Here is a 25,395-nt window from a genome sequence, read left to right as displayed (position 1 = left end):
CAGAGCCATGCTTGATGCAAGCCCAAACAAAACCGTCACCTTCAACCTGAACGGCGATGACGTCACCGTGCCCGAAGGGACCACCATCTGGGAAGCGGCCAATGGCCGTGGGCTGGTGATACCGCATCTGTGTCACAAACCGGCGCCGGGTTACAAACCCGATGGCAACTGCCGCGCCTGTATGGTCGAGGTGGAAGGCGAGCGCACGCTGGTCGCCTCGTGCATCCGCCCGGCTGCTGACGGGATGGTGGTCAAGACCGACAGTGACCGCGCCGAGAAATCGCGCGCCATGGTCATGGAACTGTTGGTGGCCGACCAGCCCGAGGTGGCGCATGACAAATCGAGCCACTTCTGGGACATGGCCAAGCTGAACGATGTCAGCGACAGCCGTTTTCCGGCGAAAAAGCCCGAGAAGATTCCGCTGCTGGATGACAGCCATGTGGCAATGCGGGTCAATCTGGATGCCTGCATCAACTGCAACCTCTGTGTCCGCGCCTGTCGCGACGTGCAGGTGAATGACGTGATCGGCATGGCTGGTCGCGGGCACACCGCTCAGGTGGTGTTCGACCAGAACGACCCGATGGGCGATTCAACCTGTGTCGCTTGTGGTGAATGTGTTCAGGCCTGCCCGACCGGCGCCCTGATGCCTGCAACCGTGCTGGACGACCAACAGCAGGGCGACAGCAAAGATTACGACTCTGAGACCGAAAGCGTCTGCCCGTTCTGCGGGGTGGGCTGCAAGGTTTCGCTGAAGGTCAAGGACGGCAAGGTCAAGTATGTCGAGGGTATCAACGGCCCGGCAAACGAAGGCCGTCTGTGCGTCAAGGGCCGGTTCGGGTTCGACTATATCCACCACCCGCATCGTCTGACCAAGCCGTTGATCCGGCGCGAGGACGCGCCCGAGAAGGGGCTGAACGTCGATCCCGGCAACCTGTCGACCCATTTCCGCGAAGCAACTTGGGACGAGGCGATGGATCTGGCCGCAACCAGGCTGAAAGCCCTGCGCGACGAAGACCCGCGCAGCGTTGCGGGCTTTGGTTCAGCCAAATGCACCAACGAAGAGGCCTATCTGTTCCAGAAGTTCATCCGTCAGGGTTTCAAGCACAACAATGTCGACCACTGCACCCGTCTGTGCCACGCGTCGTCTGTTGCCGCTCTGATCGAGAATGTCGGCTCGGGTGCTGTGACCGCGACGTTCAATGAGGTCGAAAATTCGGACGTGGTTATCATCATCGGCGCCAACCCGATTGAAAACCATCCCGTCGCGGCGACCTATTTCAAACAGTTCGCCAAGCGCGGCGGCAAGTTGATCGTGATGGACCCGCGCGGCGTTGGTATGCGCAAGTTTGCCGACGAAATGCTGCAATTCCGGCCCGGTGCCGATGTCTCGATGCTGAACGCGATCATGAACGTGATCGTCGAGGAAGAGCTGTATGACAGCCAGTACATCCACCGCTGGACCGAGAACTGGGAGGCCGAGAAAGAGCACCTGCGCCAGTTCACGCCCGAGGCGATGGCACCGATCTGCGGCATCGAACCGGATCAGCTGCGCCGCGTTGCGCGCACCTTTGCGCAGGCCAAGGCCGGTCTGATCTTCTGGGGCATGGGCGTCAGCCAGCATATCCACGGCACCGACAATTCGCGCTGCCTGATCAGCCTTGCCCTGATGACGGGCAATGTGGGCAAGCCCGGCGCGGGTCTGCACCCGCTGCGGGGGCAGAACAACGTGCAGGGCGCGTCGGACGCAGGTCTGATCCCGATGTTCCTGCCGGACTACAAGACTGTTACCGATGACAGCATTCGCGCGCAGTTCACCAGTGTCTGGAACTCGGACGACTTCTCGAACGAGAAGGGCCTGACCGTCACCGAGATCATCGACCAAGCCTATGCGGGCAACATCAAGGGCATGTACATTCAGGGTGAAAACCCGGCCATGTCCGATCCGGATGTCGGCCACGCACGTGAGGCGCTGGCCAAGCTGGACCTGATGATCGTGCAGGACATCTTCCTGACCGAAACCGCGAACTATGCGGACATCATCCTGCCGGCCTCGGCGCTGTATGAAAAGAACGGCACGGTGTCGAACACCAACCGTCAGGTTCAGCGTGTCCGTCCGGCCGTGGCACCTCCGGGTGAGGCACGCGAGGATTGGAAGATCACAGTTGAACTGGCTCAACGGATCGGTCTGAACTGGGATTATTCCGATGTGTCTGAGGTCTTTGCCGAGATGAAACTGACCATGGAGTCGCTGGACAATATCACCTGGGAACGACTGGAAACCGAGACGATCACCTATCCGTCGCTCAGCGAAACCGATCCCGGCCAGTCCATCGTGTTCGGTGATGGTTTCCCCCGCGCGGGCGGCAAAGCAAGGTTCACACCGGCCAGCGTCATCCCGCCCGATGAGGCGCCCGATGACGAATACCCGATGATCGCCACCACCGGCCGTCAGCTGGAACATTGGCATACCGGTTCAATGACCCGCCGGGCAACGGTTCTTGACGCGGTCGAGCCCGAGGCCAACTGCTCGATGAACCCGCGCACTCTGAAGCTGATGGGAATTGATCCGGGCGAAATGATCCGCCTGACCACGCGTCGCGGTTCGATTGAAATCATGGTGCGCGCTGACCGGGCCATTGCCGAAGACATGGTGTTCATTCCGTTTGCCTATGTCGAAGCAGCGGCGAACATCCTGACGAACTCGGCCATCGACCCTTACGGCAAGATCCCCGAGTTCAAATTCTCGGCCATTCGTGTCGAAAAGATCGAGGATGCGATGGCAGCGGAATAAGATCGCGGCCAGACTGAATGAAGGCGGCCTCTGGCAGGGGGCCGCTTTTTTCTTTGCCGCGCCGTCGTTCAAACGATTGCCCCATCTGACTTGCCCCGGCAATTCGTTGGGTCATCAATTGGCCGCAGCACCACGCAAGTTTCAGCACTGGCGATGGCATCGCGACCACCAACGAAATCGGAACCAGGCGTCCATTTGGCAATTTGAACACCCGTCACCGGATCGTGCGAAACAAACGGATGGCTCACCTCGGCTTTTTTGACGGTTGGTCAATAGTCACGCTCGAAGAACACACCCACGCCGGTTTCTCCTCGGCCATCGACCGTACCGCGCACCGTGAAATTGTCCGTGACATCAAGGTTCAGGTTCACTTCGGTGTCACCTTCGGTGTTCACGGTGAAGTCTGTATAAAGGTTTTCACCCAGATACGCGCCTGCGCCCAAACGGCCCGCGCCGCTTTCCGTAGCACCTATGTCAACCGTATCCACTCCGGTGGAGTCCCGCAGGCCTTTGGTTGCATCACCTCCCGCACCGCTGAGCTGCGCCAGCGATGCCGCCATCTGCGCGATCAGGAACGGCGAGATTTCTGAAAACCGATTCCCGAACAGCAACATCGCCAGCGCTTCTTCAGCCGGGCGTTCGGGGTCGGAAAACACATTGACCTCAGGTGAATCCAGCGGACCCGCAATTTCGATTGTCGCCGTGCCGTCAGACGTGCTGGCTGAAGACTCGAACTCGATATACGGGGTCAGGTCGCCCTGCAACGTGACGATACCCTTGGTCAGTGCCAATCTGCGGCCCAGAATGTCGAAATTCCCCCGGATCAGTTCGATCTGACCGGACGGAACAACAGATGCTGTGGTGCCGCCGATGAGAATCCGACCGCCCAGTTCAGCGTTTACGCCTCGCCCTCTGACGAAAACCGCCTTGGGTGCAAGCAGGCTGATATCCAGCGCAATACGGGACGCGCTTTTCTCGGATCCTTCGGTCACGACCAATCCGGCACGCTCTCGCGTGATGAAACCGGCACGGCTTTCGTTGATGTGCTGGATGTCCGGGATAGGTGCCGCGCCCACGGCGCCGGACGCGGCTGCAAGGTTGATGTTGGTTTCGTCAAACGTGATCTGACCGGCCAAAGAACTGTCTCCGGCCAACGCCCCGGTCATGGCAATCTGACCGTTCAGGGTGGTTTCATACAGCAACCGATCCGTCAGCACGAGGTTGTTCAGGGTGGTGGTGATCTGGGCGTTGAACGGAGGGGTCAGGTCAACAGGTCCGTCGACGGTAAAGTTGCCGCCCGCCCGAACCCCGCCATTCAGTGTGATGGTTGCGCGGCTTTGCGCCAGATCCACCTGACCACTGATCCCGGTAATGGTCTGGCCAGCACCCGGAACGGCAAGAGATGTGCCCGAAGTGGTGATCGATCCGCTCAGCGACGCCAGCGCCGGAGCACCTTTGAGTGCCAGATCGAAGCGCGCCGACCCGTCGATCTTGTTTGGTGTGATGAAGACATTCGCGATTCCAAGGTTTATGCCGCCCTGAGCCGTCAGATCCGCCTGACTGCGGGTTTCATCAAAGGTGCCGGCCAAGGTGGTGTCTATGTCGGCGGGCCCTTGCGCCTTGGCGTCGATCGTCCAGACTCCATTGTCGCGCTGGGCCGTCCCTGTTGCTGCAACGGTGCCGGGAAACTCTGGAACAAACCGCTCGATCCGGTTCAGATTGGCGTCAAAGTCGACGTCGGCAGACCCATCCCGCTCAACCGTTCCCTGAAGGCTGGCGTATGAGCTGTCAGGTCCGTCCAGGCGGGCAGTGCCTTCCAGCCCAGAACTGGTCGGAGCGACGTTCCCGCTCAGGTTAAGCGGGCCGGACAAGGTTTGCGACAGACGAGCAAGGTCATCCAGTTTGGCGGAAAAGTCCAAGCCGCCAGCGTTTCGGTCCAACTTGCCTGATGCATTTGCCGACAGGGCGGTTCCAATCAGTTGGAACGTGCGGATGTTCAGGCCTTCGTCGTTGTTCACCGCGTCCACGGTCAGGTTCGTTCGCCCCTGGATCAGGTCGTCAACGGCGTCGATCCCGGTTTTGATATCGTCCGCAGCCAAATTGCCTTTTACGTCGAACGCCTTGCTGCCGACCGCGCCCTTGCCGGCAACATCCGCACGGATCGCCCCAGCCAGATCGCGTTTGGCAAGGTTTGAAAACGGTGAAAGGTCCGGGATGTTCAGATTGGCCTGCCCGTCAATAGCCAAAGCATTCTTTGGATCGTCTATGGTGGCAGAGACCTTGGCGGTCAGGGCAGAACCGTTCACCGTCGCGTCGCGGATCACAATCTGTTCCTGGTTCAGCGCACCGTCGAACGTAATCTCGTTGCGACCGGCCAACAGCGGGTCGATCTCGGTCAGACCGGTTTTGATATCCCGGCCCGATACGCTGGCCGCGCCGTCAAACTCCAGCGTCTGAACGGTTCCTTTTCCGTTCAGTTTCGCTTGCACTGCGCCTCCGAGTTCGCGTTGGGCAAGGCCGGAAAACACGGACAGGTCCCGGGAATTGACCGTCGCCTGACCATCGATCGTCACGTTGCCATCAGGGGTCGTTACCGTGCCGTCGGCCTGGGCGCGCATGGTATCTCCGATCAGGGTGAAATCTCGGATGGTTACGCCATCTGCGCCGCGCCTGGCGTCGAGCGTTATCGTTGTATTGCCCTTGATCACCGGATCGATGTCATCACGCCCGGTCGAAAGGTCGGTTCCTTCGACCTCCAGCTTGCCGTCGAAACTGCCTTTCAGTGGCGAGCCCCGACCGGTCACCTTGGCCGAGACCTCGCCTCCCAACTCCAGTTGCGCCAGTTCCGAAAACCGGGACAGATCCGTGGCTTTCAAAGTGGCGGTGCCGTCGACGGCCAAACCGGAGGACAGGCCGCTGACCAATGCGTCGACGCCCAATTCGTAATCCGAACCGACCAGTTCGAGACCTGTCAGGTTCAGGGATTGGTCACTGCCATATTCGAAAGTGCCATCCAGAGTGACGAGGTCGCCTATTGCTGCATTCAGGGCCTCGTCCGCCAGACTAATACCGTCCAACGCGGCCTGCAGGTTGCCATTGATTTTTAGCGCTGCGCCCTGTTCCAGGGTCCCGTGAGCAGTAATTTGCGCGCGCTCCAAATCAACCTGCTCGGCCTGCACGGCATCTGCTGTCAGACTCAAGTCCCAATGATTGCCGTTTTTTTCGTCGTACAGCGCCGAAATCTGTGCTGCTCCAACGGACGTGTCACCGCCCGAGGCTGGAAGAGTTACCCTTTCACCCTCCGGTGGCGTTATGCGTCCTTGCAGGGCCGCGAGTTGCAATCGCCCACCTGCCGCCAATTGTAGCTGGCCTTTCAGGTTCAGTGCTTGTGACGAGAACTCAAGCTCGTCAATTTCCAGCGCACCTTCAGGCTGGGTTCGCCCATCCACATAGAGCCGTGTTTTGGCACCGAAAAACGTATCCATTTCTTCGGCGACAAAAGGCGTCAAATCACCACCGAGATCGGCAGTAAACGCAATGCCATCTTCTGCGCTGGCCGCGGCAGTCGGGGCCGAGCGTAACCGAACCTGCCCTGTCACCCGAGGTTGACCATCGCTGCTGAGGCCGATATCTGCGGTGAAGTCGGTCACCGGTCCGGACCCTTTCGCGGTCAACCCAATCGGTGGACTGTCCGGAATTTTCAGAGCGGCCGAGATCAGGCCGCCCGCTGCCTCTGTCACCTGAAGGTCAAGATCGATCTGGCTGGTTGAATTCTGGAAGCCCGCTGCCAGCTTGATCTCATCGCCCGCCCGGTCCAGCCGGGTGATATCCAGATCGGTGTCCAGCGTCCCGTCGGCAAGTGACAGGTTGCCATTGACCGCCAGTTCTGCGGCTACTCCGATCAGAGGCTCGCCCAAAGCCAGCTCGTCGACACGAATTTCACCGATTTCGATGGCAACGGGCAGTTCAGGCAGTTGGAAACCTTTTGCCTCTGCGGTTGGCGGCGGCGTATCTTTGGTGGTGGTGCCCGGCGCGCGGGCGACGTCGATCTCTTGTGCAGTCAAGGCATTGACCGAGAACCGCCCACGGATCAAAGCCAGCCGGTTCCAGTCAAGTTCGGCATCCTTTATGGTCAGCCAGACCCCTTCGTCATCGGCAACCGTGATCTCGGCAATCGTGGCACGTGAACTCAGCGCACCTTTCAGGCCTTTGACGGTGACGTTCTGATCGTCGCCCGACAGTGTATCCTGTAGGAACCGCTCGATCATGCTACCGCCTTGGTCCTCCTGCGGATGTCCGGCCACAGGCACGACCGCCAGCGCGCCGATCAGCAGAGGGTATGAAAGGTACCGTCTCAAAATGCCTGTCCGATCCCGATGTAGAACTGTAGCCCGTCCCCGGTGGGGCCGCTGACAGGATAGGCCAGATCAAGACGCAGGGGGCCAAACCCGCCCAGATCATATCTTACGCCGATACCGGCGCCCGAGTGGTCTTCCGCGCCGCTGCCGACAAAGGAAGACGTATCGACGACACCGTAGTCATAAAACCCGACCAGCGACAGGCTGTCGGTAACCTTGCCTCGGATCTCACCGGACAAGCCAATAAATGACTTGCCGCCTGCGACGCCGGTCCCGACCGGAATGCCGAGGCTTTCATACGGCTGCCCGCGCACGGTTCCCGCGCCACCGGAAAAGAACAGAAAGTCAGGTGTGACACCGTCTGCGGGTGGGCCAATCACGGATCCCAATTGCGCCCGCCCCGCCAGTACAATCCTTCCTCCGGTGCCAAGGCTGGTATAGGCGCGGCCATCGAAAAACAGACGAATTCCAGTGTCGCTGCCGGAAAAGCCGACAAAAGGCATGATCTGGGAATCCAGATAGAAACCGCGCGTGGCACTGACTTTGCTGTCACGCTCATCCCATTCGGATCGGAACGGCACGATGAAATACCTGAACTTGCGCCCGCTGCCATATGCGTCATCTGCATCCGACCACTGAAATCCGGCCGATGCCTCGGCGTAAAGACTGTCCGAGAACGTTCGGCGCGCACCATAGGCCAGCGACGCCACCGTCACATTGTAGTTTTCCGTGTTGCGGCGTTCCAGCAGGGCGCTCCAGAAGGTGTTGTCATCAGGGCCAAGCCGGTCGGGTTGATCCAGACGCAATCCGATCCGGCCATCAATATCCTCTGCACCGCCAATATTTCGGACCGCCGCTTCGAAGCGCAGACGTTCTGCGCGCCTGAACATGTTGCGATGGGTCCACGTCGCGGTCACATCCACACCATCACGAGAGGCCAGTTCGACACCAAAGGTCAACCGACGTTTGGGCAGGTCTTCGAACGTGGCATCGAAATCCAGTGTGCCATCCGGATTCGGCGTCTCTCGTTCCTGCAACGAGACCACGTTGAACGTGCCGGTCCGGCGCAACCGTGTTCCCACCTTCTGAATTTTCTCGGGCGAATAGACCTCGCCACTGGGGAAGCCGGCGATCTTTTCGATGGATCTGTGGCGCACGTCTGAATTGCCCTTGATGAACATTTTGCCAAATGTCAGCCTGCGCCCGGGGTCAAGGTCGATCTGAGCATCCAGGCGGGCCTGGGCGTGGCGCGCGATGATTGTCTGACCCGCAATTCCGGCTTTTGCGTGACCCGCGTCCCTCCATCCCTGAACACCGGCCGAGGAGGCCTGTTGAATGGCACCGGTCGTCGCCAGTTTCCCTGGGGCAAAGTCCTCGGGCAGTTCCGTTTCAGGGGCCAGGGGCTGAACTGTGGCGGTGCCGAATTTGAAGCGTGGCCCGGTTTCGACGGTAATCGCAGCACGGTTGATTTGTGCAGGCACCGTGAGAGAGCTCAGCTCGGCCGCTTCCTGTCCATCAAGCTTGATGCTGACGACCGGGCTGAAATACCCTTCGTCGTACAGGATTTGCACAATCGTTCGGTAATCCGACAAGGCTCCCGAGAGGATTTCAAGCGGGGTGTCGAGGCCGCGTTCTTCAGCCGTGGTTACCGAGGATGTCTTTTCGAGGCGTTCAACCAGTTCTTTCGATGCGCCGGGGGCGGAAAGTGAGGTTTCCAGCGCCGCCAATGTGGTTGGGGCCAAAGTCACAACTGCGGCCATCAGCCAGCGCCCCAGACGGCATTGCCGCTTGCTCCTTTGCATGAATTGCCCCAACTGTCCCAATTCCAGTTCTCTTGCCCGCGTCATGCACGGTCGTTTGAATTCAGGTTAGAGCATCTGAATGCGGATGGGGAAAGGAATTATGCATGAGACGCGTTTTTTTGGGCCAAATTGTGTTGACGTCACCGCCCGGCTATTCGGCTGCCATAAGGCGGGCCACGTCCAGCATTCGCGCCGAAAACCCCCATTCGTTGTCGTACCAGCCAAAGACCCTGACCTGATTTTCACCCACCATACGGGTCTCGGGCCCGGCAATGACCAGCGATTCAGGGCGGGCCCGCAGGTCGGACGAGACCAGCGGCAAGTCAGTCCAGCCAAGCACAGGCGATGCAGCAACGGCCTGCTTCAGGGCGTGATCGAAGGTTTCGGCACTCATGCCGCGCTGCAATGTGACCACAAGGTCCACGGCTGACACACTTGCCGTGGGAACGCGGACAGCCGCGCCCGAAATGCGCCCGGCCAGATGAGGCAGGACGACATCGATCAGGTGCATCGCGCTCGATGTTGTAGGCACCATCGACAGTGCCCCCGCCCGAGAACGGGCCAGGTCGCCGCGCGGGGCATCTACCATTGGCTGGCTGTTGGTATAGCAGTGGATGGTGGTCATGTGCCCCGATGCAACACCGCCGATCTCGTCTATGACCTTGACCAGTGGCACCAATCCGTTGGTGGTGCAGGATGCGTTTGACACAATCCGGGCGCTGCCCAGCTGGTCTTCGTTCGCACCCAGAACGATGGTGACATCAGCAGCGGGGGAGGGGCCCGAGATCAGCACTTTGCCTGCGCCCGCGGTCAACCCGCGACGCGCAACGTCCGAACTGCGGGCGATACCGGTACAATCCAGCATGACGTCAACGCCCGACAGATCAACGCGGGACAGATCGGCGCTGTGGGTCATGGGAATTGAGTGCCCATCCACGATCAGCGCAGCGTCCCCCCCGGACACATCGCCGGGATAGGGGCCGAATGTGCTGTCGTATTTGAACAGGTATGCGCAGGTTTCCAGCGGCGCGATGTCATTGATCAGCACCAACTCGATATCTGCCCCTGCCGGCAGGGCCAGAACCTGCCGCAGGATCGTGCGGCCAATGCGGCCGAATCCGTTAATCGCGAGTTTCATGCGCAAGCTATGGCAGGCCGGTCGAGCGACCTCAATGCCTGATCTGACGCCGTGTCAGTTGCAGCTGACCTGCGAGAAAAACTGGCCCGAGATGTTCTGATACATGCTGGCCACGATCGGTTTGCACCCGGTTGCCTGCTGAATCGCGGCAATGGCCTGAACGGTGCGCAGGCGCGGCGGCGGGCCGAAGGGGTTGAGGTTGTTGTTGTCACGCGTGGCGCGATAGACGACCGGCGCATCGGAAACCTGTGTCACCGCCCAGGTGCGGCTCATGACGAACACGGATTTGGTTTCTTCTTTGGCCGAGATGGGTGATGCAAAAAGGGCCGCGGATGAAGCGAGTGCTGCGACGGCCAGCAGGGCAGGGCGTAGTTTCATGGAACAATCTCCAGTGCTCAAAATCAGAATTTACTTGGATTTCAGCAAATTCCAGCCCGCCTGTGAAGCCCCAAGGTCAGAAATATGCGGCGCCACCCCGTCGGCCAGGTGTTCCCGCCAAGCTGTGGGCAATGGCAAATACCGGTTGCAGCCGTTGTGCCGCCAATGCCTGAACCACCCCGAATCCCCGCGTTGCGGGCTTGCGAACAGAAGTCTCGCAGACGGGTTTGGTCGCGAGGTTTTGAAGGTTCGCCACAGGGGCTTGGCCCTGCCGGGTTAGGGGTATAACCTTGACCACAAATGATTTCAGCTCTGCGAGGCCGCCATGAATGCCACATTTTTTACCGCCGTCGCCGCATGCGGCATTCTATTGATGAACACCGTGGTCGAGGCCAAGCCTCTGTCCCGAATCATAGCCGAGATGGGGTTGTCTCCGGCAGATTTCGAAGTGGTCAACGCGGCCTCAAACGCGCTTTTGACCAGTGGCACACCATCCGTGGGTCAGGAACGGTCATGGAAGAATGACGACACGGGTTCCAAGGGTACAATCCGGGTGCAATCGGTACAGGGAAATTGCGTTGGCCTTCAGCATGTGATTCAGCCGGACGGTGGTGATCAAAGCAGGGAAATCCGAACCCGCCGATGCAACGATGGCAATGGCAACTGGATCCTTACGCCCTGATCATCAGGTCAGATTTCAGTAGCCCTGATCGCGATTGACTTCATGCAGCAAGGGCGCGCCAGAACAGAGGCGTTGGAAGTTTTCAGCCACATCCGACAACGCATCGCCCAGATGCCAGCCTGAAACATGAGGCGTGATCGTCACGCCGGGGTGGCGCCACAGCGGGCTGTCTTGTGGCAGGGGTTCCCGCGAGGTGACGTCCAACACGGCATGCCCCGGAATACCTGCGTCCAGTGCCGCGATCAGGGCGACCTCATCAATCAGATTTCCGCGCCCCGCGTTCAGCAACTGACTGCCGGGTTTCATCGCCGCCAGCATCCGGGCATCAAACAGGCCAGCGGTTTGAGGGGTCGAGGGCAGGATTGCGCAAACGTGGTCACATTGTCCTAGAAGCGCGGGCAACGCGTCCTGCCCATGCAAACAAGTTACGCCGTCAATGACCTTGGGCGTACGGCTCCAGCCCATCACCTGAAAGCCCACGGCGCGCAGCATCCGCGCGGTGCGGGCACCGATGTGGCCAAGACCCAGAACGCCGACCACGGTGTCTGGGGTAAAAACCGGTGCGCGCGGGGACCACTCGGCGCGGGATTGGGCCGCTTCGTGAAATGCCATGTGTCGCTGAGCGCGCAGGATATAGGCCAGAAACCACTCGGCAATGCCTTGCGCCGGCGCGTCGGGCTTCAGGCGGGCGATGCGAACATGACCGGGCAGACCGGGATGGCTGACAATGGTTTCAACCCCTGCGCCCAGCTTTTGAACCAGTTTCAGGTTGGTCAGTCGCGTCGGGTGGTCACGTTGCATATCAACCACGGCCAGCATCGTTATGTCATCCGGGTTTCCCAACGTTTCCGCGGTGCGAATATCCGCATCCGGCAACACCGCCCGTAAACTGCGGGCAATTTCGTCATCACTTATCCAGTTGGACAGCCCGGTTTCGATCAACAACGCCATGTACGGCTCCTGCTTAGGTTTGATGCGGTGACGTCCCGTCACTACGGTGGACAGGGCCCGGGCAGTTAAGCCATCCTTGCGGTAAAAGTATAGCCCGGACCCGGTGCTTGACAGGGACAATTCCGAAAACATGACATTCAGCCTGGCCGCGCAAATTCATGATCATCTGCAAGACGTTGCCGATATGACCGGGTTCGAGATCATGCGGCTGGAGGACACATGTTTCCCGGGAGGTGAAAGCGAAACTGATCGCAAGGCCGGTGTGTCCAACATGTCCGCCCCCCGCCGTCGGAATGGCGAAAGTGGTTAAACACCCGGGCCCAGATGAATTGAAACGATTTGCACAAGAATAGACCCGAGGAACACATGGCGGAAGCGCTCGATTTTACGGACAAGACCTATTTTCATCAGCGCGATGACGGGGCCTTTATTGGCAACGATGCCGCGCGCGGGCCGTGGTCTGCCGCTCATTGCCACGCGGGGCCGGTCAGCGGCTTGATCGTACGGGCCGCAGAAACCGAAATCGGCCCCGAAAAGATGCTGACCAGACTGACTGTCGATTTGTTGCGGCCACTTCCATTGGCCGGGCTCCGTGTCGCGGCAGAGACCACGCGCCATACCAAGACGCTGGGCACCACGCGGGTCACGGTACACGATCTTGATGACACGCTCTGCGCCACGGCCACCACGATGCATCTTTTGCGGCGCGATCTGGGGCAGGTGCCGAATGTCGAGATAGATGCGCCGAGGATAGAGGACGTTGTCGAGGGCCCTTTTCCGATAGGTGAAATTCGCCACGAATTGCCCGGTTTCGCCCATTACAGCGATATTCGCTATCCGACAGGGGGAAAACAGGGTGCCGGGCCCAAAACAATTTGGATGCGCTCTCCGCAGCTTTTGCAGGGCGAGGATCAGTCGCCCATACAGGCCCTGTGCCCGTTGGCGGATTGTGGCAACGGTATCTCGTGGAACGCGCCAACCTCGGAAATGGGGTTCATGAACACCGACCTGACCGTGCATATCCACCGTGAACCGGTTTCGGACTGGCTGGCATCCGAGTCGGTTTCGCATTGGCAGCCTTCCGGCATCGGCATGTCTCAGTCCGTGCTCTTTGATACGCAAGGTCCAGTGGGTACTGCGCTGCAAACACTGGTTCTGTTTCCGCCGACCTGATGTCGGGCCGGATTTCGCATCGGGATTGAAAATGTCGTTGCCGCCAAACGGAGGGAGACTTATCTTGATCTCATGCGTTACCTTATAACCACTTTGATCCTTTGCTGGCCGATGCAGACCAACGCCCACCCGCATGTCTTCATTGATACCGGGCTGGAATTCATCGTGGATGACGCTGGTCAACTGACCCATGTCCGCGTGACCTGGGCGTATGACGAATTCTACTCGTTGCTGGTTCTGGAAGACATGAAGCTGGATCAGGATGCCGACGGCGTTCTGACACAAAGCGAAGAACGGTTCCTGACCGGGTTCGATACGCAGTGGGTGGAAGGATACAACGGCGATCTTGTCGTTACCGCAGACGGAAACCCGGTTGCACTTTCCGGTCCGATGGAGGCGCACGCGACAGTTGAAGACGGGCGCGTTGTCACCACGCATCTCAGGGCGGTGGAAGCCGGTGCCGTGCCTGCCACGGCATTGTCCGCAAAGGCATTTGATGAGACGTTTTACACCGCCTACGAGGTGACGCGGCCCGTCACCGTCACAGGCCCTTCTGCGTGCCGGATGGATCGGTTTGACCCGGACATCGACGGGCAACTTGCGCAGATGCAGGCGTTCCTGCTGACACTGGACGCAGATTATGACCTCGAGGAAAACGATATTCCTCTGGTCGGTGAAAGCTTCGCGACCGAGATCCGTGTTTCATGTCTCGCTACCTGATTGTTCCGGTTGCTCTTGCCTGCGGTCTGCTGCTCTGGTTCTGGGGCAGCGGAGGTTTTGAAAGTCTTGCGGCCTGGGCCGCGGGGGAGCAACGAGAATTCCAGAACCAGATCGCCCGGTCCTTGCGTGCCGCGCGCGCCGAGCAGCCCGAGGCGGTGGCAACGCTGCTGACGGTCTGTTTCGCCTACGGGTTCTTTCATGCCATCGGCCCCGGCCACGGAAAGGTCCTGATCGGGGGCTACGGTTTGGGTCGGCGTGTTGCTTTCTGGAGGCTATCGGCGATCAGTGTATTGTCCAGCCTCGGGCAGGCGGTGACGGCCGTCGTACTGGTCTATGCCGGGGTGCTGGTGTTCCAGATGTCCCGCGAAAGCCTTGTTGGAACGACGGAACAGGTCATGGCTCCGATCAGCTACGGTGCAATTGCCCTTATCGGTCTTTGGCTGGTGGTCCGGTCCTTGCGCAGTTTCGCAAGGAGACGGAAAACCGCGTCGTCCCATGATCACCATCATCGTGAAAACGATCACACGCATCATCACCACCACGAAGGAGAGGTCTGTTCAGATTGCGGCCACCGCCATGGCCCCACCGCGCAGGAAATTGCAAATGTGGGTTCACTGCGCGAGGCCCTGATCCTGATTGCGGGCATCGCGGCGCGACCGTGCACAGGGGCTTTGTTCGTGCTGATCCTGACGTGGCAGATGGGCATCGCGATGATCGGTATCGCCGGGGCCTTTGCCATGGCATTGGGCACGGCGTTGGTGACGACCTTGGTGGGATGGACGTCCTTTGGCCTTCGCGGAGGTCTGCTGGCCTCAGCCTCGGCCACACGGTTCGCATCGGTGTTGGCCCCAACCATCGAACTGGTCGCCGGGCTGATCATTGCCGTGATCGCAAGTGGATTGCTTCTGCGAGCGATTTAGGTCAGTCGAATACCGGTTCCGGGTAACCAACCCGCGCCAGATACAGCCCTTGCGGCGGGCACACTGGCCCGCAGGCCGCACGGTTGGCGGCTTCCAACGCCTCGCGAACATCTTCCGGGGTCCACGCGCCGGCGCCCACACGTTCCAGGGTTCCGACGAAACTGCGCACCTGATTGTGCAGGAATGACCGTGCCCTAACGTGGAAATGGACCTCGGGGCCGGAGAATCCCTGAACCTGTTCAACCCGCAACTCATCCAGAGTTTTGACCGGGCTGGCCGCCTGACAAATCGACGACCTGAAGGTCGTGAAATCATGGCGACCCAGCAGCATGTTCGCCCCTTCCTGCATGGCCTCGACATCCAGCGGATGATTGATCTGCCAAACCTGCCCTTTGTCATGGGTTGCAGGCGCGCGCCGCATCAGGATGCGGAACAGGTATTGCCGTTCGACCGCCGAAAACCGGGCGTGCCAATCCGCGTCGACCCGTGCTGCCTTAACAATCGCCACCGGCTGCGGTTTGAGGTGATAGTTCAGCGCTTCGGACAGGCGGAAAGGATCCCAGTCCTTGGCCATGTCGCAATGAGCAACCTGTCCCAATGCATGAACACCGGCGTCGGTGCGCCCTGCGGCAGCAATCGTATGCGCACCCGGTTGAATGCGGGACAGGGCCTGTTCGATTGCCCCCTGCACGGACGGTTGATCCTTTTGCCGCTGCCATCCGGCAAACGGCTCCCCCTGGTATTCGACTTTCAACGCGTATCTGGGCATGTGCCGCTGGTACAGCGCGGCGCGGGAACGGGCAAGGGGGCGAAAGCGCTGGTATGTGCGGTACCCTCTACCTATCTTGGGTGAAACGATAATTGCGGGGCGACGGATTGGTCATCTCATCACTGGCAGACAGTCTTGTGCGCGGCGTCGAAACCATCGGCGACAGCGTCTCCGAGACGTTTTTTGAGCCTGTCATCCGCCTGGGTGTCACCGGGTTGGCGCGGTCGGGCAAGACGGTTTTCATCACCTCGCTGGTGGCGAACCTGCTGGATCGGGGGCGTATGACCGGGTTGGTTGCGCAGCAGGAAGGACGGATTAACGCCGCCTATCTGCAACCGCAGCCCGATGACACCGTGCCCCGGTTCGATTATGAAACGCACCTGTCCGCCCTGACCGGTCCGACACCGCACTGGCCGGACAGCACGCGCGCGGTGTCAGAACTGCGCCTGTCCTTCAAAGCCCGCCCAGCCGGCTTGCTTGCCGGCTTGCAGGGACCGCGCACCGTTCATCTGGACATTGTCGATTACCCCGGCGAATGGCTTTTGGATCTGGCCTTGCTGGACAAGTCGTATGCAGACTGGTCTCGGGAAACACTGACACGTATCGAGGCCCGCTCGGAGGCTGCCGGGTATCTGGCCCAGGTCAATGCCGCAGACCCGTCCGGCGCACATGACGAGCCTGTCGCGCAAGCGCTGGCATCGTCTTTCACGACCTATCTCAATCAGGCGCGTGAAGCGGGGTACTACGACTGTACCCCCGGGCGTTTCCTGTTGCCGGGCGATCTGGCAGGCTCTCCGGTTCTGACCTTTGCGCCGTTGGTGGTGTCTGGCCCGTCGCGGCGCAGAACGCTTCAGCGCGAGATGGAACGGCGATTTGAAGCTTACAAAGCGCAGGTCGTGAAACCGTTTTTTCGGGATCACTTCTCGCGGATCGACCGGCAGGTGGTTCTGGTTGACGCGCTGGGCGCAATTCACAAGGGACCGCAGGCGGTCGAGGATATGCGCCGCGCCATGGCTGATATCCTGTCGGCCTTTCGCCCCGGCCGAAATGCATGGCTCAGCCAATTGCTGTTGGGCAAGCGGGTCGAACGCATTTTGTTTGCGGCGACAAAAGCCGACCATTTGCACCACACCCAGCATCCCCGCCTGACCGCGATCATCGAAGCATTGACGCGCGAGGCGCGCGATCGGGCGAGTTTCGCAGGGGCCCGGACCGAGGCCCTGTCTCTGGCATCGCTGCGCGCAACGACCGAAGAATTGCGCAATCACAACGGGACAGAATTGCCATGCGTTCGGGGTACCTTGTTGGATAGTGGCAAACAGGCTGCCTTCTACCCCGGTGAATTACCCGAGGATCCAGCGCATCTGCTGGGCCCGGCCCGAAATGGGGCTGATAGGTGGTTGGGCGAAGACTACGGCTTCATGGCCTTTGCCCCGGCCCGGCTGACCATGAAACCCGGTGACGGCCCGCCGCATATCCGACTGGATCGTGCCGCCCAGTTTTTGATTGGAGATCGGTTGTGACGGTACTTCTGCGTCCCGCACGCCCAACGGATGCAGGTACCATCGGGGCAATCCTGCATGGCTTCGCCCTGGAAAACGACTGGATGCCTGAATTGCACAGCTGCGCCGAGACCATCGCCTTCTGCGGTCGAATGATTGATCAGGAATGGGTGACCGTGGCTGAAACCGAGGCCGGCGTTGTAGGTTTTTTGGCGCTCGACGGTCGTGAAATCCATTCGCTTTATCTGGATGTTTCGGTTCGGGGCCGCGGGATTGGCCGGCAATTGCTGGATCATGCCAAATCGGCCCGCTCAGAGCTGAGCTTGTACGCGTTTCAGGACAACGCCCGAGCGTGCCGGTTTTATGAACGTAACGGCTTTGCCGAGGTGGCCCGCAGCGATGGGGCGGATAATGACGAAAACCTGCCGGACATATTGTTTGTCTGGCGCAGTGAGGGTGTGATCCATGGCTAAAGGCCCGGTTTTGATCGATCTTGAAACGGATGAGCCCCCTGCCGATGTCGCCAAGGCCCCGCCGGTGCCGGACATCGCACAACCGCAAGGGCAGGCGATGCAAAGCGCGGCACGGCTGGCGGCGCGCAAACCATCGGCTCTGGCACGCTGGTTCTGGGGGCTGGCCCTGGCAGTGGTCGGGGCGGCCGTATCGGTGGCCGCGTGGGATTTTGCAACTTCGCTGGTGGCGCGGACACCTGTATTGGGTTGGATCGTAACCGGATTGATCGCCGCGCTGGTTCTTGTGGCGCTTATGATTGCTGTCCGTGAACTGGCCGCACTGGGGCGATTGTCCCGCGTAGATGGCCTGCGTCGGGCCGCAGACACCGCATTGGCCGAGGACGATCTGGCTCAGGCCCGTGCGGTCACCAACCGTATCATCGCATTCTACAAAGGCCGGGAAGACACGCGCTGGGGCCGCGAACGATTGACCGAGCGGATGGCGGACCAGTTCGATGCGTCAGCTCTGCTGGAACTTGCCGAAGATGAACTGCTGGCCCCTCTGGATCAAGCCGCCAGCCGCGAGGTCGAGGCCGCGGCCCGGCAAGTTGCAACCGTGACCGCATTGGTGCCATTGGCGCTTGCGGATGTGATAACCGCGCTGGCCGCGTCGTTGCGGATGATCCGCCGGGTTGCGGAAATCTATGGCGGGCGTGCAGGTGCACTGGGCGGCTGGCGTCTGACCCGCAGTGTATTTGTGCATCTGGTGGCGACAGGGGCCGTGGCCGTCGGCGATGATCTGCTGGAGCCTGTCCTGGGCGGTTCCGTTTTAAGCAAACTGTCCCGCCGGTTCGGAGAGGGTCTGGTCAACGGGGCGCTCAGCGCCCGTGTGGGTGTGGCCGCGATGGAGGTGTGCCGTCCGCTGCCCTTCTCGGACAGGCACAAACCTTCGACGCGGGGCATCATCAAACGCGCCTTGCAGGGCCTGTTTTCCAAGGGTTGATCCAAAGCAAGGCGCCCCGGCCTGCGCTTCGACACACTGAAAGTGTCAAAGGAGCCAGCCATGACGGATCACGGTCACAGCCCGCAGGAAATCGCCGAACGGATCAACGCACCGCCTGGACGAGGTGTGTTGCGCGATGTCGTCTATGGCGGCATCGACGGGTCCGTCACCACATTTGCCATTGTGGCAGGCGTTGCAGGGGCAGGTCTTTCCCCGTTCGTTATCGTGGCGCTTGGCCTGGCGAATGTTCTGGCTGACGGGTTTTCGATGGCTGCGGGCAATTATTCGGGCACCAAGGCCGAACTGGACAACATTCGCCGCATCCGCGCGGTCGAGGAACGCCACATTGCGTTGTACCCGGATGGCGAGCGCGAAGAAGTGCGAGAGATCCTTGCGCAAAAAGGGCTGTCTGGCGGCATTCTGAATGAGGCCACGGCAGAGATCACCTCGAGCACCGAAAACTGGATCAACCTGATGATCGAAGGTGAATATGGTCTGGGCAGTGTCGACCCGCATCCAATGAAAGCCGCATTGGCTACCTTCTTTGCGTTTCTGGTGGCGGGGATGATCCCTTTGCTGCCGTTCCTGGCGTCCGTGCCGAACGCATTTGCGATCTCGGCCTGGATGACCATGGCTGTCTTCTTTGCGATTGGCGCGCTCAAAAGCCGGTGGTCACTGGCCCCCTGGTGGCGGTCGGGGATCGAGACGTTTTTGATCGGCGGGCTGGCCGCGCTGATCGCGTATCTCGTCGGGTCCCTGTTCCACCCATGAGTTTTGCAGCGCTGGGATGACGGTTCTTGCGGCAGGCGTTACCGCAGACCCCGGACCTTTTCAGGCCAACGATCGCGCGCCAGACGATTTCGGTAATTCAGATCGGGTCACGGCTTTCCTGACTGTCACTTTCGAACGGCTCAAGATAGCCTGACCTCCAAAAGGATCGGAGACTCGGTTGGAATCGCTGCTTGTTCTTGTTGGCCTGATTGTTCTGGCCATCCCTGTGACATTGATTGCCCTTTTGGTCGGGCATTCCCGTTTGCGGCGCCGGGTAGAGCAGCTGGAAGCGCAAATCGACGCCTTGGCCTCAGGTGATGCGACCGTCCTGCCGCAACCGGAACAGGAAACGCCTGCACCGCAACCTGCTGCTGAAGAGAAGCCGCGCAGGCCGGCACCCTGGTCGGTTCCGAAACGGCAGGAAGACAACAGTGCCGACGCTCAGGATGCAGAGGTTTCTTCTCCGGCTGTCGTGTTTCGCCATGACAGGTTTGCGGCCTTGGGCGCGTGGCTGCGCGAGAACTGGTTTTATGTGGTTTCGGCCCTGTCTCTGGCGCTGGCCGGTATTTTCCTTGTGCAATACGGCGTCGAAAACGGTTTGCTGCCTCCGGCGGCCCGTGTTTTAGCGGCCCTGGGTTTCGGCGCTGTTTTGATCCTTGCAGGCGAGGTGTTGCGCCGTAAATTCGGGGATGACGAAGCGGCGGCCACTGCCTATTTGCCCTCGGTCTTTTCCGGTGCCGGGCTTGTCACTTTGTTCGGGGCGATCCTGTCCGCGCGCCAGCTGTACAACCTGATCGGTGCCGAAACGGCACTGGCAGGGATGGTCGTTGTCGCGCTGGTGGGCCTTGTTTTGGGGTGGTTCCACGGTCCTCTGCTGGCTGCGGTCGGTCTGATCGGAGCCTTTGCCGCTCCTTTCCTGGTTGGGGGCGCGTCTGATGATCCCTCTTGGCTTTATGCGTATTTCCTGCTGGTTGCCGTCTTGGGGCTGGGTATCGACACGGTACGGCGCTGGGCATGGATCTCGGTCCTGACGCTGTTCGGGGCCTATGCGGCGAATCTGCTTCTGGTGACCGGGGCGCCGAGTACGGAATCGGGATACCTGATCGCCGCAACGGTGCTGGCGCTTTTGGCAACCGCCATCCCGGTGCGGCGCATTTGGCCTAATCACGCGGGCCCCATGCTGTCTGAGATGATCCGCCGCCCAAAGGCCCGCCCCTGGCCCGAATTCCCAACCCGTCTGGCTGCCGGGGCCATCGCGGCAAGTACGGTGATCCTGTCCTGGCATTGGGCGGATACGGAGCCCGAATTCTGGTTGGGCGTCAGCTTGTTGTCCACCCTCGTTCTGGCGTTGCTCCTATGGGCCAAGGATGCACCGGCCCTCCGGGACCTGACTGTCCTGCCTGCGGCCGGTCTGGTGGTCTTTGTCGCCTCTCACGGGCTTGAGAACGGCGCGGTTCTGGACAGGTTCGCGGGCACTTACGCGGAAACACCCGAGGCCGACTATCCGATGGTGGTGACTGTTCTGGTCGCCTTGGGAGGTTTGATGTCGGCCCTGATGGCCTGGCGATCATTCACGACAAGCCAGTATCGCGCCGTCTGGGCCGGAGGAGCCGCGCTTTTTGCCCCTGTGCTGGCCATCGCGCTGGAAATAGGTTGGCATCCGGCTTCGGTGATCGGAGCCTACCCCTGGGCGCTCCATGCGATCGCACTGGCGGTGCTGATGGTGGTTCTGGCAGAACGTTTTGCCCGTGTTGACGGCGATGACCGGATGCGAGCGGCTCTGGCCACTCTGTCCGCGCTGTCGTGTCTGGTGTTCGCTTGCGTCATCGTGCTCAGTTCATCGGCGCTCACGGTTGCTCTGGTCGCCAGTGTCGTGGTTGCCGCAGCGTTGGACCGCAGGTTCATCCTGCCGCCGATGAGCTGGTTCATCTGGGCGGGTGTCTTTACCGTCACGGTGCGTCTGGTGCTTGATCCCGGGCTGGACTGGGCCAATTCCGCTCCGGTGTCTGAGATGGCGATGGTCTATGGCGCGGCCACATTGGGATTTGTCGTGGGCTGGTGGCTTTTGCGTCCGTTGAAGCGCCCTCTGGCGGCGCTGCTGCTGGAAAGCGCGGCCTGGGCGACAGCGGGTATCCTGCTTTCATTGCTGCTGCTGCGTTGGCTCGAAGGCTTCGGAGAGGGCGGCGCTGACAACAGCCATTGGGGCCTGGGTCTGCTGGCCGTCATCTGGCTTTTGCTTGCGTTCGCGCAGGTGCAGAGGTTCGGGCTGGGTGGCAAGCTGAACTATTTGCGATACCTGCTTGCTCTGTTCTTTGCGGCTCATGGCCTATTCTATCTGTTGCTGGCATTGGCGGACCAGAACCCCTTGTTTGATCCGAATGCAGATCCGGTGCTGGGGGCGCCGGTTTTGAATACGCTGGCCGTTGCCTATCTGTTGCCCGCATTGGCCATCGGCGGTTCGGCCTGGAGGATCCGGGAAATGCCGAAACCGATCATGCAAGCAAGCTTTGCCGTTGCAGGGGTGTTGGCCGCAGTTTGGTTGGGTTTGGCGATCCGTCACGTCTGGCAGGGCGCGGCGGGTATGTATGAAGGCAACGGCGTCACGCAGCCCGAGCTCTACACCTATACCATCGTTCTACTGCTGATCGGGGCCGCTCTGTTCTATCAATCTCTGGCCCGCCGATCCGACCTGATGCGCAAGGCCGGGCTGGCGGTGATCGGGTTGGCGGTTGCCAAGGTCTTCCTGATCGACATCGCCGGTCTGGGCGGCCTGATCCGGGTGTTTTCGCTGTTGGCGCTGGGCCTTGCGCTGGCCGGTCTTGCGTGGCTGAACCGGTGGGCGAAACTGCGCCATTCGCCGCAGCGGGCAGAACCTCTGGACCATTAGGTGCAGGCGTCATATAAGCGCGGCCATGCATGACCGGATGGCCATCATTATTCGAATTATATCCCCGGCGCTCTGATATCGCGAGACGCCGGGCAAAGGTGTTTGAGACTTCGCACCGACCGCTTCGATCCAATAGACGACCAGATCATCCAAAGGACGCCCCAAATGTGCGCCGACACGATCCAGACACCTGACTACAAAGACACGCTGAACCTGCCCAAAACCGATTTCCCCATGCGCGCCGGCCTGCCGAAACGCGAACCCGCATGGCTGGAACGGTGGGAGACCATCGGCGTCTATGACCGCCTGCGCGAGAAAAAGGGCCGCACACCCTTTACCCTGCACGATGGCCCCCCTTACGCGAATGGTCATCTGCATATCGGCCACGCCCTGAACAAGACCATCAAGGACATGATCGTGCGCTCCCATCAGATGATGGGCTTTGACGCGCGATACGTCCCCGGCTGGGACTGTCACGGCCTGCCGATCGAATGGAAGATCGAGGAACAGTACCGCAAGAAGGGCAAGAACAAGGACGAGGTGAACATCGTCGACTTCCGTCAGGAATGCCGCAAGTTCGCCGAAGGCTGGATCGACATCCAGCGCGAAGAGTTCAAGCGCCTGGGCATCACCGGCAACTGGGCCGATCCCTATATCACAATGGACTATCACGCCGAAGCCGTGATCGCGGACGAGTTCATGAAGTTCCTGATGAACGGCACGCTTTATCAGGGCTCGAAACCCGTTATGTGGTCGCCGATCGAAAAGACGGCGCTGGCCGAGGCCGAGGTCGAGTATCACGACAAGGAAAGCTTCACAATCTGGGTGAAGTTCAAGGTCGTGAATGCGGGCGATCTTGATGATGCCTATGTGGTGATCTGGACGACGACCCCATGGACCATGCCGTCGAACAAGGCCGTCGTCTATGGCAAGGACATTTCCTACGGTCTCTACGAAGTTACTGACACGCCCGAGGAATGCTGGGCCAAGGTAGGCGACAGGTTCCTGTTGGCCGACAACCTGGCCGCCGATGTACTGGGCCGTGCCCGTCTGAACGACGATCAGTGGACCCGTGTGCGCGACGTGACCGCTGACGAATTGGAGAGCGTTCAACTGCTTCACCCGTTGGCCGGGGCCGAAGGCGGCAACGGTGAATGGGACGACATCCGCGATTTCCGCGCCGCTGACTTCGTGACCGATACCGAAGGCACCGGATTCGTCCATTGTGCACCGTCCCACGGGATGGAGGAATTCGAGCTGTACCGTGATCTGGGCATGCTGGAGCAGGTCATCACCTATAACGTGATGGATGACGGCTCGTTCCGCGCTGACCTGCCGTTCTTCGGCGGCAAATACATCCTGTCACGCAAGGGCGGCGAGGGTGACGCCAACAAGGCGGTCATCGACAAGCTGGCCGAGGTCGGCGGGCTGCTGGCGCGCGGCAAGATCAAGCACAGCTATCCGCATTCGTGGCGCTCCAAGGCGCCGATCATCTATCGCAACACGCCGCAGTGGTTCGCATCCGTCGACCGCAAGCTGGATGACGGTATGGGCGAGATGGGCGACACCATCCGCGAACGTGCCCTGCGCTCGATTGACGAGCTGGTGAAGTGGACGCCGCAGTCCGGCCGCAACCGCCTGTATTCGATGATCGAAGCGCGCCCGGATTGGGTTCTGTCGCGCCAGCGTGCATGGGGTGTGCCGCTGACCTGCTTCACCAAAAAGGGCGCTCTGCCCACCGACGCGGATTACCTGCTGCGCAACGCCGAACTCAACGCCCGCATCAAGGCGGCGTTTGAAAAGGACGGCGCAGACGTCTGGTACACGGACGGCTTCAAGGAAAAGATCCTCGACGGAATCGTCAATCCTGACGACTACGATCAGGTCTTTGACGTTCTGGATGTGTGGTTTGACTCGGGTTCCACCCACGCGTTCGTTCTGCGGGATCGCGAGGACGGGACCGAGGATGGCATTGCCGATGTCTACATGGAGGGCACCGACCAGCACCGCGGCTGGTTCCATTCGTCCATGCTGCAAGCCTGCGGCACCAAGGGCCGCGCACCGTACCGGAACGTGGTGACTCACGGTTTCACACTGGATGCCAAAGGCAACAAGATGTCCAAATCGCTGGGCAACACCATCGTGCCGGAAGAGGTCATCAAGCAATATGGCGCCGATATCCTGCGCCTGTGGGTGGCCCAGACCGATTATACCGCAGACCAGCGGATCGGGCCGGAGATCCTGAAAGGCACCGCCGACAGCTATCGCCGCCTGCGCAATACCATGCGGTTCATGCTGGGATCATTGGCCGACTTCACCGAGGCAGATCGGGTTGATCCCGCAGGCATGCCGCGCCTTGAACGCTGGGTACTCAGCCGTCTGGCCGAGTTGGACGAACAGGTCCGCAAGGGCTATGCCGCGTTCGACTTCCAGGGCGTGTTCAGCGCGGTGTTCAACTTTGCCACCGTAGACCTGTCGTCCTTCTATTTCGACGTTCGCAAGGACGTTTTGTACTGCGACGGGGACAGCACACGCCGTCGCGCCGCGCGCACTGTTCTGGACATTCTGTTCCATCGCCTGACCACATGGCTGGCCCCTGTACTGGTCTTCACCATGGAAGAGGTCTGGCTGGAACGGTTCCCGGGCGATGACAGTTCGGTCCATCTGGTGGACTTCCCGGACACACCGGCCGATTGGCGCGATGCCGAGCTTGAGGCCAACATGGCCAAGGTGCGCCGTGTGCGCCGGGCCGTGACCGCCGCGCTCGAGGTTCAGCGTCAGGACAAGGTGATCGGTTCCAGCCTCGAAGCGGCACCGATCGTGCATGTCGAGGATGGCGATACCCGCGATCTGCTGGCCACGTTCGACGTGGACGACATGTGCATCACTTCGGGCCTGACGGTGACCGGCGATCCCGCCCCGGCCGAGGCGTTCCGTATGCCGGAAATCGAAGGCGTTGCCGTCGTATTCGAAAAAGCAGAAGGCGAGAAATGTCAGCGCTGCTGGAAAATCCTGCCTGATGTGGGCCGTCACACCCACGCGGGCGTCTGCGGGCGCTGTGACGAAGCGCTTGGATAAGTCAATTCGCCCCCTCGGGT

Annotated in this window: 18 protein-coding genes; 12 read left to right on the top strand and 6 right to left on the bottom strand. The window is 60.5% G+C overall.

Annotated features, from left to right (window positions below):
• Window positions 1-7 precede the first annotated feature (7 nt).
• A complete protein-coding gene (fdhF, locus tag AC2FF8_RS14360) occupies window positions 8-2,791 on the top strand; it encodes a formate dehydrogenase subunit alpha (protein WP_496880002.1) in 2,784 nt (927 codons plus the stop codon).
• Between the two features lie 269 nt (window positions 2,792-3,060).
• Here the strand turns inward: fdhF and AC2FF8_RS14355 are convergent, their stop codons facing one another.
• From AC2FF8_RS14355 to AC2FF8_RS14340, 4 genes are all read right to left on the bottom strand, one after another.
• Window positions 3,061-7,149 (bottom strand): translocation/assembly module TamB domain-containing protein, encoded by a 4,089-nt coding sequence (locus AC2FF8_RS14355; RefSeq protein WP_496880001.1) that lies wholly within the window; start codon window positions 7,147-7,149, stop codon window positions 3,061-3,063.
• Complete coding sequence (locus AC2FF8_RS14350; RefSeq protein WP_496880056.1) at window positions 7,146-8,909, bottom strand: autotransporter assembly complex protein TamA; 1,764 nt, start codon at window positions 8,907-8,909, stop codon at window positions 7,146-7,148. The genes AC2FF8_RS14355 and AC2FF8_RS14350 overlap by 4 nt, the downstream gene beginning before the upstream one ends.
• 193 nt (window positions 8,910-9,102) lie before the next feature.
• Window positions 9,103-10,089 carry a type I glyceraldehyde-3-phosphate dehydrogenase gene (locus AC2FF8_RS14345; RefSeq protein ID WP_496880000.1) on the bottom strand — a complete coding sequence of 329 codons (987 nt, stop codon included), beginning with the start codon at window positions 10,087-10,089 and terminating at the stop codon, window positions 9,103-9,105.
• Window positions 10,090-10,143: 54 nt separating this feature from the next.
• Window positions 10,144-10,467 carry a hypothetical protein gene (locus AC2FF8_RS14340; protein ID WP_170344942.1) on the bottom strand — a complete coding sequence of 108 codons (324 nt, stop codon included), beginning with the start codon at window positions 10,465-10,467 and terminating at the stop codon, window positions 10,144-10,146.
• Between the two features lie 325 nt (window positions 10,468-10,792).
• On the opposite strand from AC2FF8_RS14340, the gene AC2FF8_RS14335 reads away from it, so the two are divergent.
• Window positions 10,793-11,149, top strand: coding sequence for a hypothetical protein (locus AC2FF8_RS14335; protein ID WP_257600193.1), 357 nt, complete (start codon window positions 10,793-10,795; stop codon window positions 11,147-11,149).
• Between the two features lie 15 nt (window positions 11,150-11,164).
• Here the strand turns inward: AC2FF8_RS14335 and AC2FF8_RS14330 are convergent, their stop codons facing one another.
• A complete protein-coding gene (locus AC2FF8_RS14330; RefSeq protein ID WP_496879999.1) occupies window positions 11,165-12,100 on the bottom strand; it encodes a 2-hydroxyacid dehydrogenase in 936 nt (311 codons plus the stop codon).
• A 130-nt stretch (window positions 12,101-12,230) separates the two neighbouring features.
• Between AC2FF8_RS14330 and AC2FF8_RS14325 the strand changes: the two genes are divergently transcribed.
• From AC2FF8_RS14325 to AC2FF8_RS14310, 4 genes are all read left to right on the top strand, one after another.
• Complete coding sequence (locus AC2FF8_RS14325; RefSeq protein WP_496879998.1) at window positions 12,231-12,410, top strand: hypothetical protein; 180 nt, start codon at window positions 12,231-12,233, stop codon at window positions 12,408-12,410.
• 56 nt (window positions 12,411-12,466) lie between these two features.
• The gene (locus AC2FF8_RS14320; protein ID WP_496879997.1) at window positions 12,467-13,273 is read left to right on the top strand and encodes a thioesterase family protein; all 807 of its coding nucleotides are present in this window, start codon (window positions 12,467-12,469) and stop codon (window positions 13,271-13,273) included.
• A 72-nt stretch (window positions 13,274-13,345) separates the two neighbouring features.
• Window positions 13,346-13,993: a DUF1007 family protein gene (locus AC2FF8_RS14315; protein ID WP_496879996.1), complete on the top strand. Its 648-nt coding sequence runs from the start codon at window positions 13,346-13,348 to the stop codon at window positions 13,991-13,993.
• A complete protein-coding gene (locus tag AC2FF8_RS14310; protein WP_496879995.1) occupies window positions 13,978-14,913 on the top strand; it encodes a nickel/cobalt transporter in 936 nt (311 codons plus the stop codon). Before AC2FF8_RS14315 ends, AC2FF8_RS14310 begins: the two co-directional genes overlap by 16 nt.
• Before the next feature lies 1 nt (window position 14,914).
• Here the strand turns inward: AC2FF8_RS14310 and truA are convergent, their stop codons facing one another.
• Window positions 14,915-15,682: a tRNA pseudouridine(38-40) synthase TruA gene (gene truA, locus AC2FF8_RS14305; RefSeq protein ID WP_496879994.1), complete on the bottom strand. Its 768-nt coding sequence runs from the start codon at window positions 15,680-15,682 to the stop codon at window positions 14,915-14,917.
• Between the two features lie 107 nt (window positions 15,683-15,789).
• Here truA and AC2FF8_RS14300 point away from each other — a divergent pair, with 107 nt between their 5' ends.
• The 6 genes from AC2FF8_RS14300 (at window position 15,790) to ileS (ending at window position 25,375) form a co-directional block, all read left to right on the top strand.
• Window positions 15,790-17,205 (top strand): YcjX family GTP-binding protein, encoded by a 1,416-nt coding sequence (locus AC2FF8_RS14300; protein ID WP_496879993.1) that lies wholly within the window; start codon window positions 15,790-15,792, stop codon window positions 17,203-17,205.
• Window positions 17,202-17,657 carry a GNAT family N-acetyltransferase gene (locus AC2FF8_RS14295; RefSeq protein ID WP_496879992.1) on the top strand — a complete coding sequence of 152 codons (456 nt, stop codon included), beginning with the start codon at window positions 17,202-17,204 and terminating at the stop codon, window positions 17,655-17,657. Before AC2FF8_RS14300 ends, AC2FF8_RS14295 begins: the two co-directional genes overlap by 4 nt.
• Entirely contained in the window at window positions 17,650-18,639 is a 990-nt protein-coding gene (locus AC2FF8_RS14290; RefSeq protein WP_425079804.1) for a YcjF family protein, read from the top strand. Before AC2FF8_RS14295 ends, AC2FF8_RS14290 begins: the two co-directional genes overlap by 8 nt.
• A gap of 60 nt (window positions 18,640-18,699) precedes the next feature.
• Window positions 18,700-19,410, top strand: coding sequence for a VIT1/CCC1 transporter family protein (locus AC2FF8_RS14285; protein WP_170344953.1), 711 nt, complete (start codon window positions 18,700-18,702; stop codon window positions 19,408-19,410).
• Window positions 19,411-19,588: 178 nt separating this feature from the next.
• Window positions 19,589-22,297 (top strand): DUF2339 domain-containing protein, encoded by a 2,709-nt coding sequence (locus AC2FF8_RS14280; protein ID WP_496879991.1) that lies wholly within the window; start codon window positions 19,589-19,591, stop codon window positions 22,295-22,297.
• A gap of 165 nt (window positions 22,298-22,462) precedes the next feature.
• Window positions 22,463-25,375 carry an isoleucine--tRNA ligase gene (gene ileS / locus AC2FF8_RS14275; RefSeq protein WP_496879990.1) on the top strand — a complete coding sequence of 971 codons (2,913 nt, stop codon included), beginning with the start codon at window positions 22,463-22,465 and terminating at the stop codon, window positions 25,373-25,375.
• The last annotated feature ends 20 nt before the right edge of the window (window positions 25,376-25,395 follow it).

Source organism: Ruegeria sp. YTSA144 (assembly GCF_059610125.1).
The sequence above is the reverse complement of the archived record's forward strand: the minus strand, read 5'-3'. Positions and strand labels throughout refer to the sequence as shown.

What these genes read in the sequence shown, in the direction of transcription:
- fdhF (WP_496880002.1), top strand. Translation starts at nt 8, where the DNA reads ATGCTTGATGCAAGCCCAAACAAAACCGTCACCTTCAACCTGAACGGC.
- AC2FF8_RS14350 (WP_496880056.1), bottom strand. Translation starts at nt 8,909, where the DNA reads ATGGCCGCAGTTGTGACTTTGGCCCCAACCACATTGGCGGCGCTGGAA.
- AC2FF8_RS14345 (WP_496880000.1), bottom strand. Translation starts at nt 10,089, where the DNA reads ATGAAACTCGCGATTAACGGATTCGGCCGCATTGGCCGCACGATCCTG.
- AC2FF8_RS14340 (WP_170344942.1), bottom strand. Translation starts at nt 10,467, where the DNA reads ATGAAACTACGCCCTGCCCTGCTGGCCGTCGCAGCACTCGCTTCATCC.
- AC2FF8_RS14335 (WP_257600193.1), top strand. Translation starts at nt 10,793, where the DNA reads ATGAATGCCACATTTTTTACCGCCGTCGCCGCATGCGGCATTCTATTG.
- AC2FF8_RS14330 (WP_496879999.1), bottom strand. Translation starts at nt 12,100, where the DNA reads ATGGCGTTGTTGATCGAAACCGGGCTGTCCAACTGGATAAGTGATGAC.
- AC2FF8_RS14325 (WP_496879998.1), top strand. Translation starts at nt 12,231, where the DNA reads ATGACATTCAGCCTGGCCGCGCAAATTCATGATCATCTGCAAGACGTT.
- AC2FF8_RS14320 (WP_496879997.1), top strand. Translation starts at nt 12,467, where the DNA reads ATGGCGGAAGCGCTCGATTTTACGGACAAGACCTATTTTCATCAGCGC.
- AC2FF8_RS14315 (WP_496879996.1), top strand. Translation starts at nt 13,346, where the DNA reads ATGCGTTACCTTATAACCACTTTGATCCTTTGCTGGCCGATGCAGACC.
- AC2FF8_RS14310 (WP_496879995.1), top strand. Translation starts at nt 13,978, where the DNA reads ATGTCTCGCTACCTGATTGTTCCGGTTGCTCTTGCCTGCGGTCTGCTG.
- truA (WP_496879994.1), bottom strand. Translation starts at nt 15,682, where the DNA reads ATGCCCAGATACGCGTTGAAAGTCGAATACCAGGGGGAGCCGTTTGCC.
- AC2FF8_RS14290 (WP_425079804.1), top strand. Translation starts at nt 17,650, where the DNA reads ATGGCTAAAGGCCCGGTTTTGATCGATCTTGAAACGGATGAGCCCCCT.
- AC2FF8_RS14285 (WP_170344953.1), top strand. Translation starts at nt 18,700, where the DNA reads ATGACGGATCACGGTCACAGCCCGCAGGAAATCGCCGAACGGATCAAC.
- ileS (WP_496879990.1), top strand. Translation starts at nt 22,463, where the DNA reads ATGTGCGCCGACACGATCCAGACACCTGACTACAAAGACACGCTGAAC.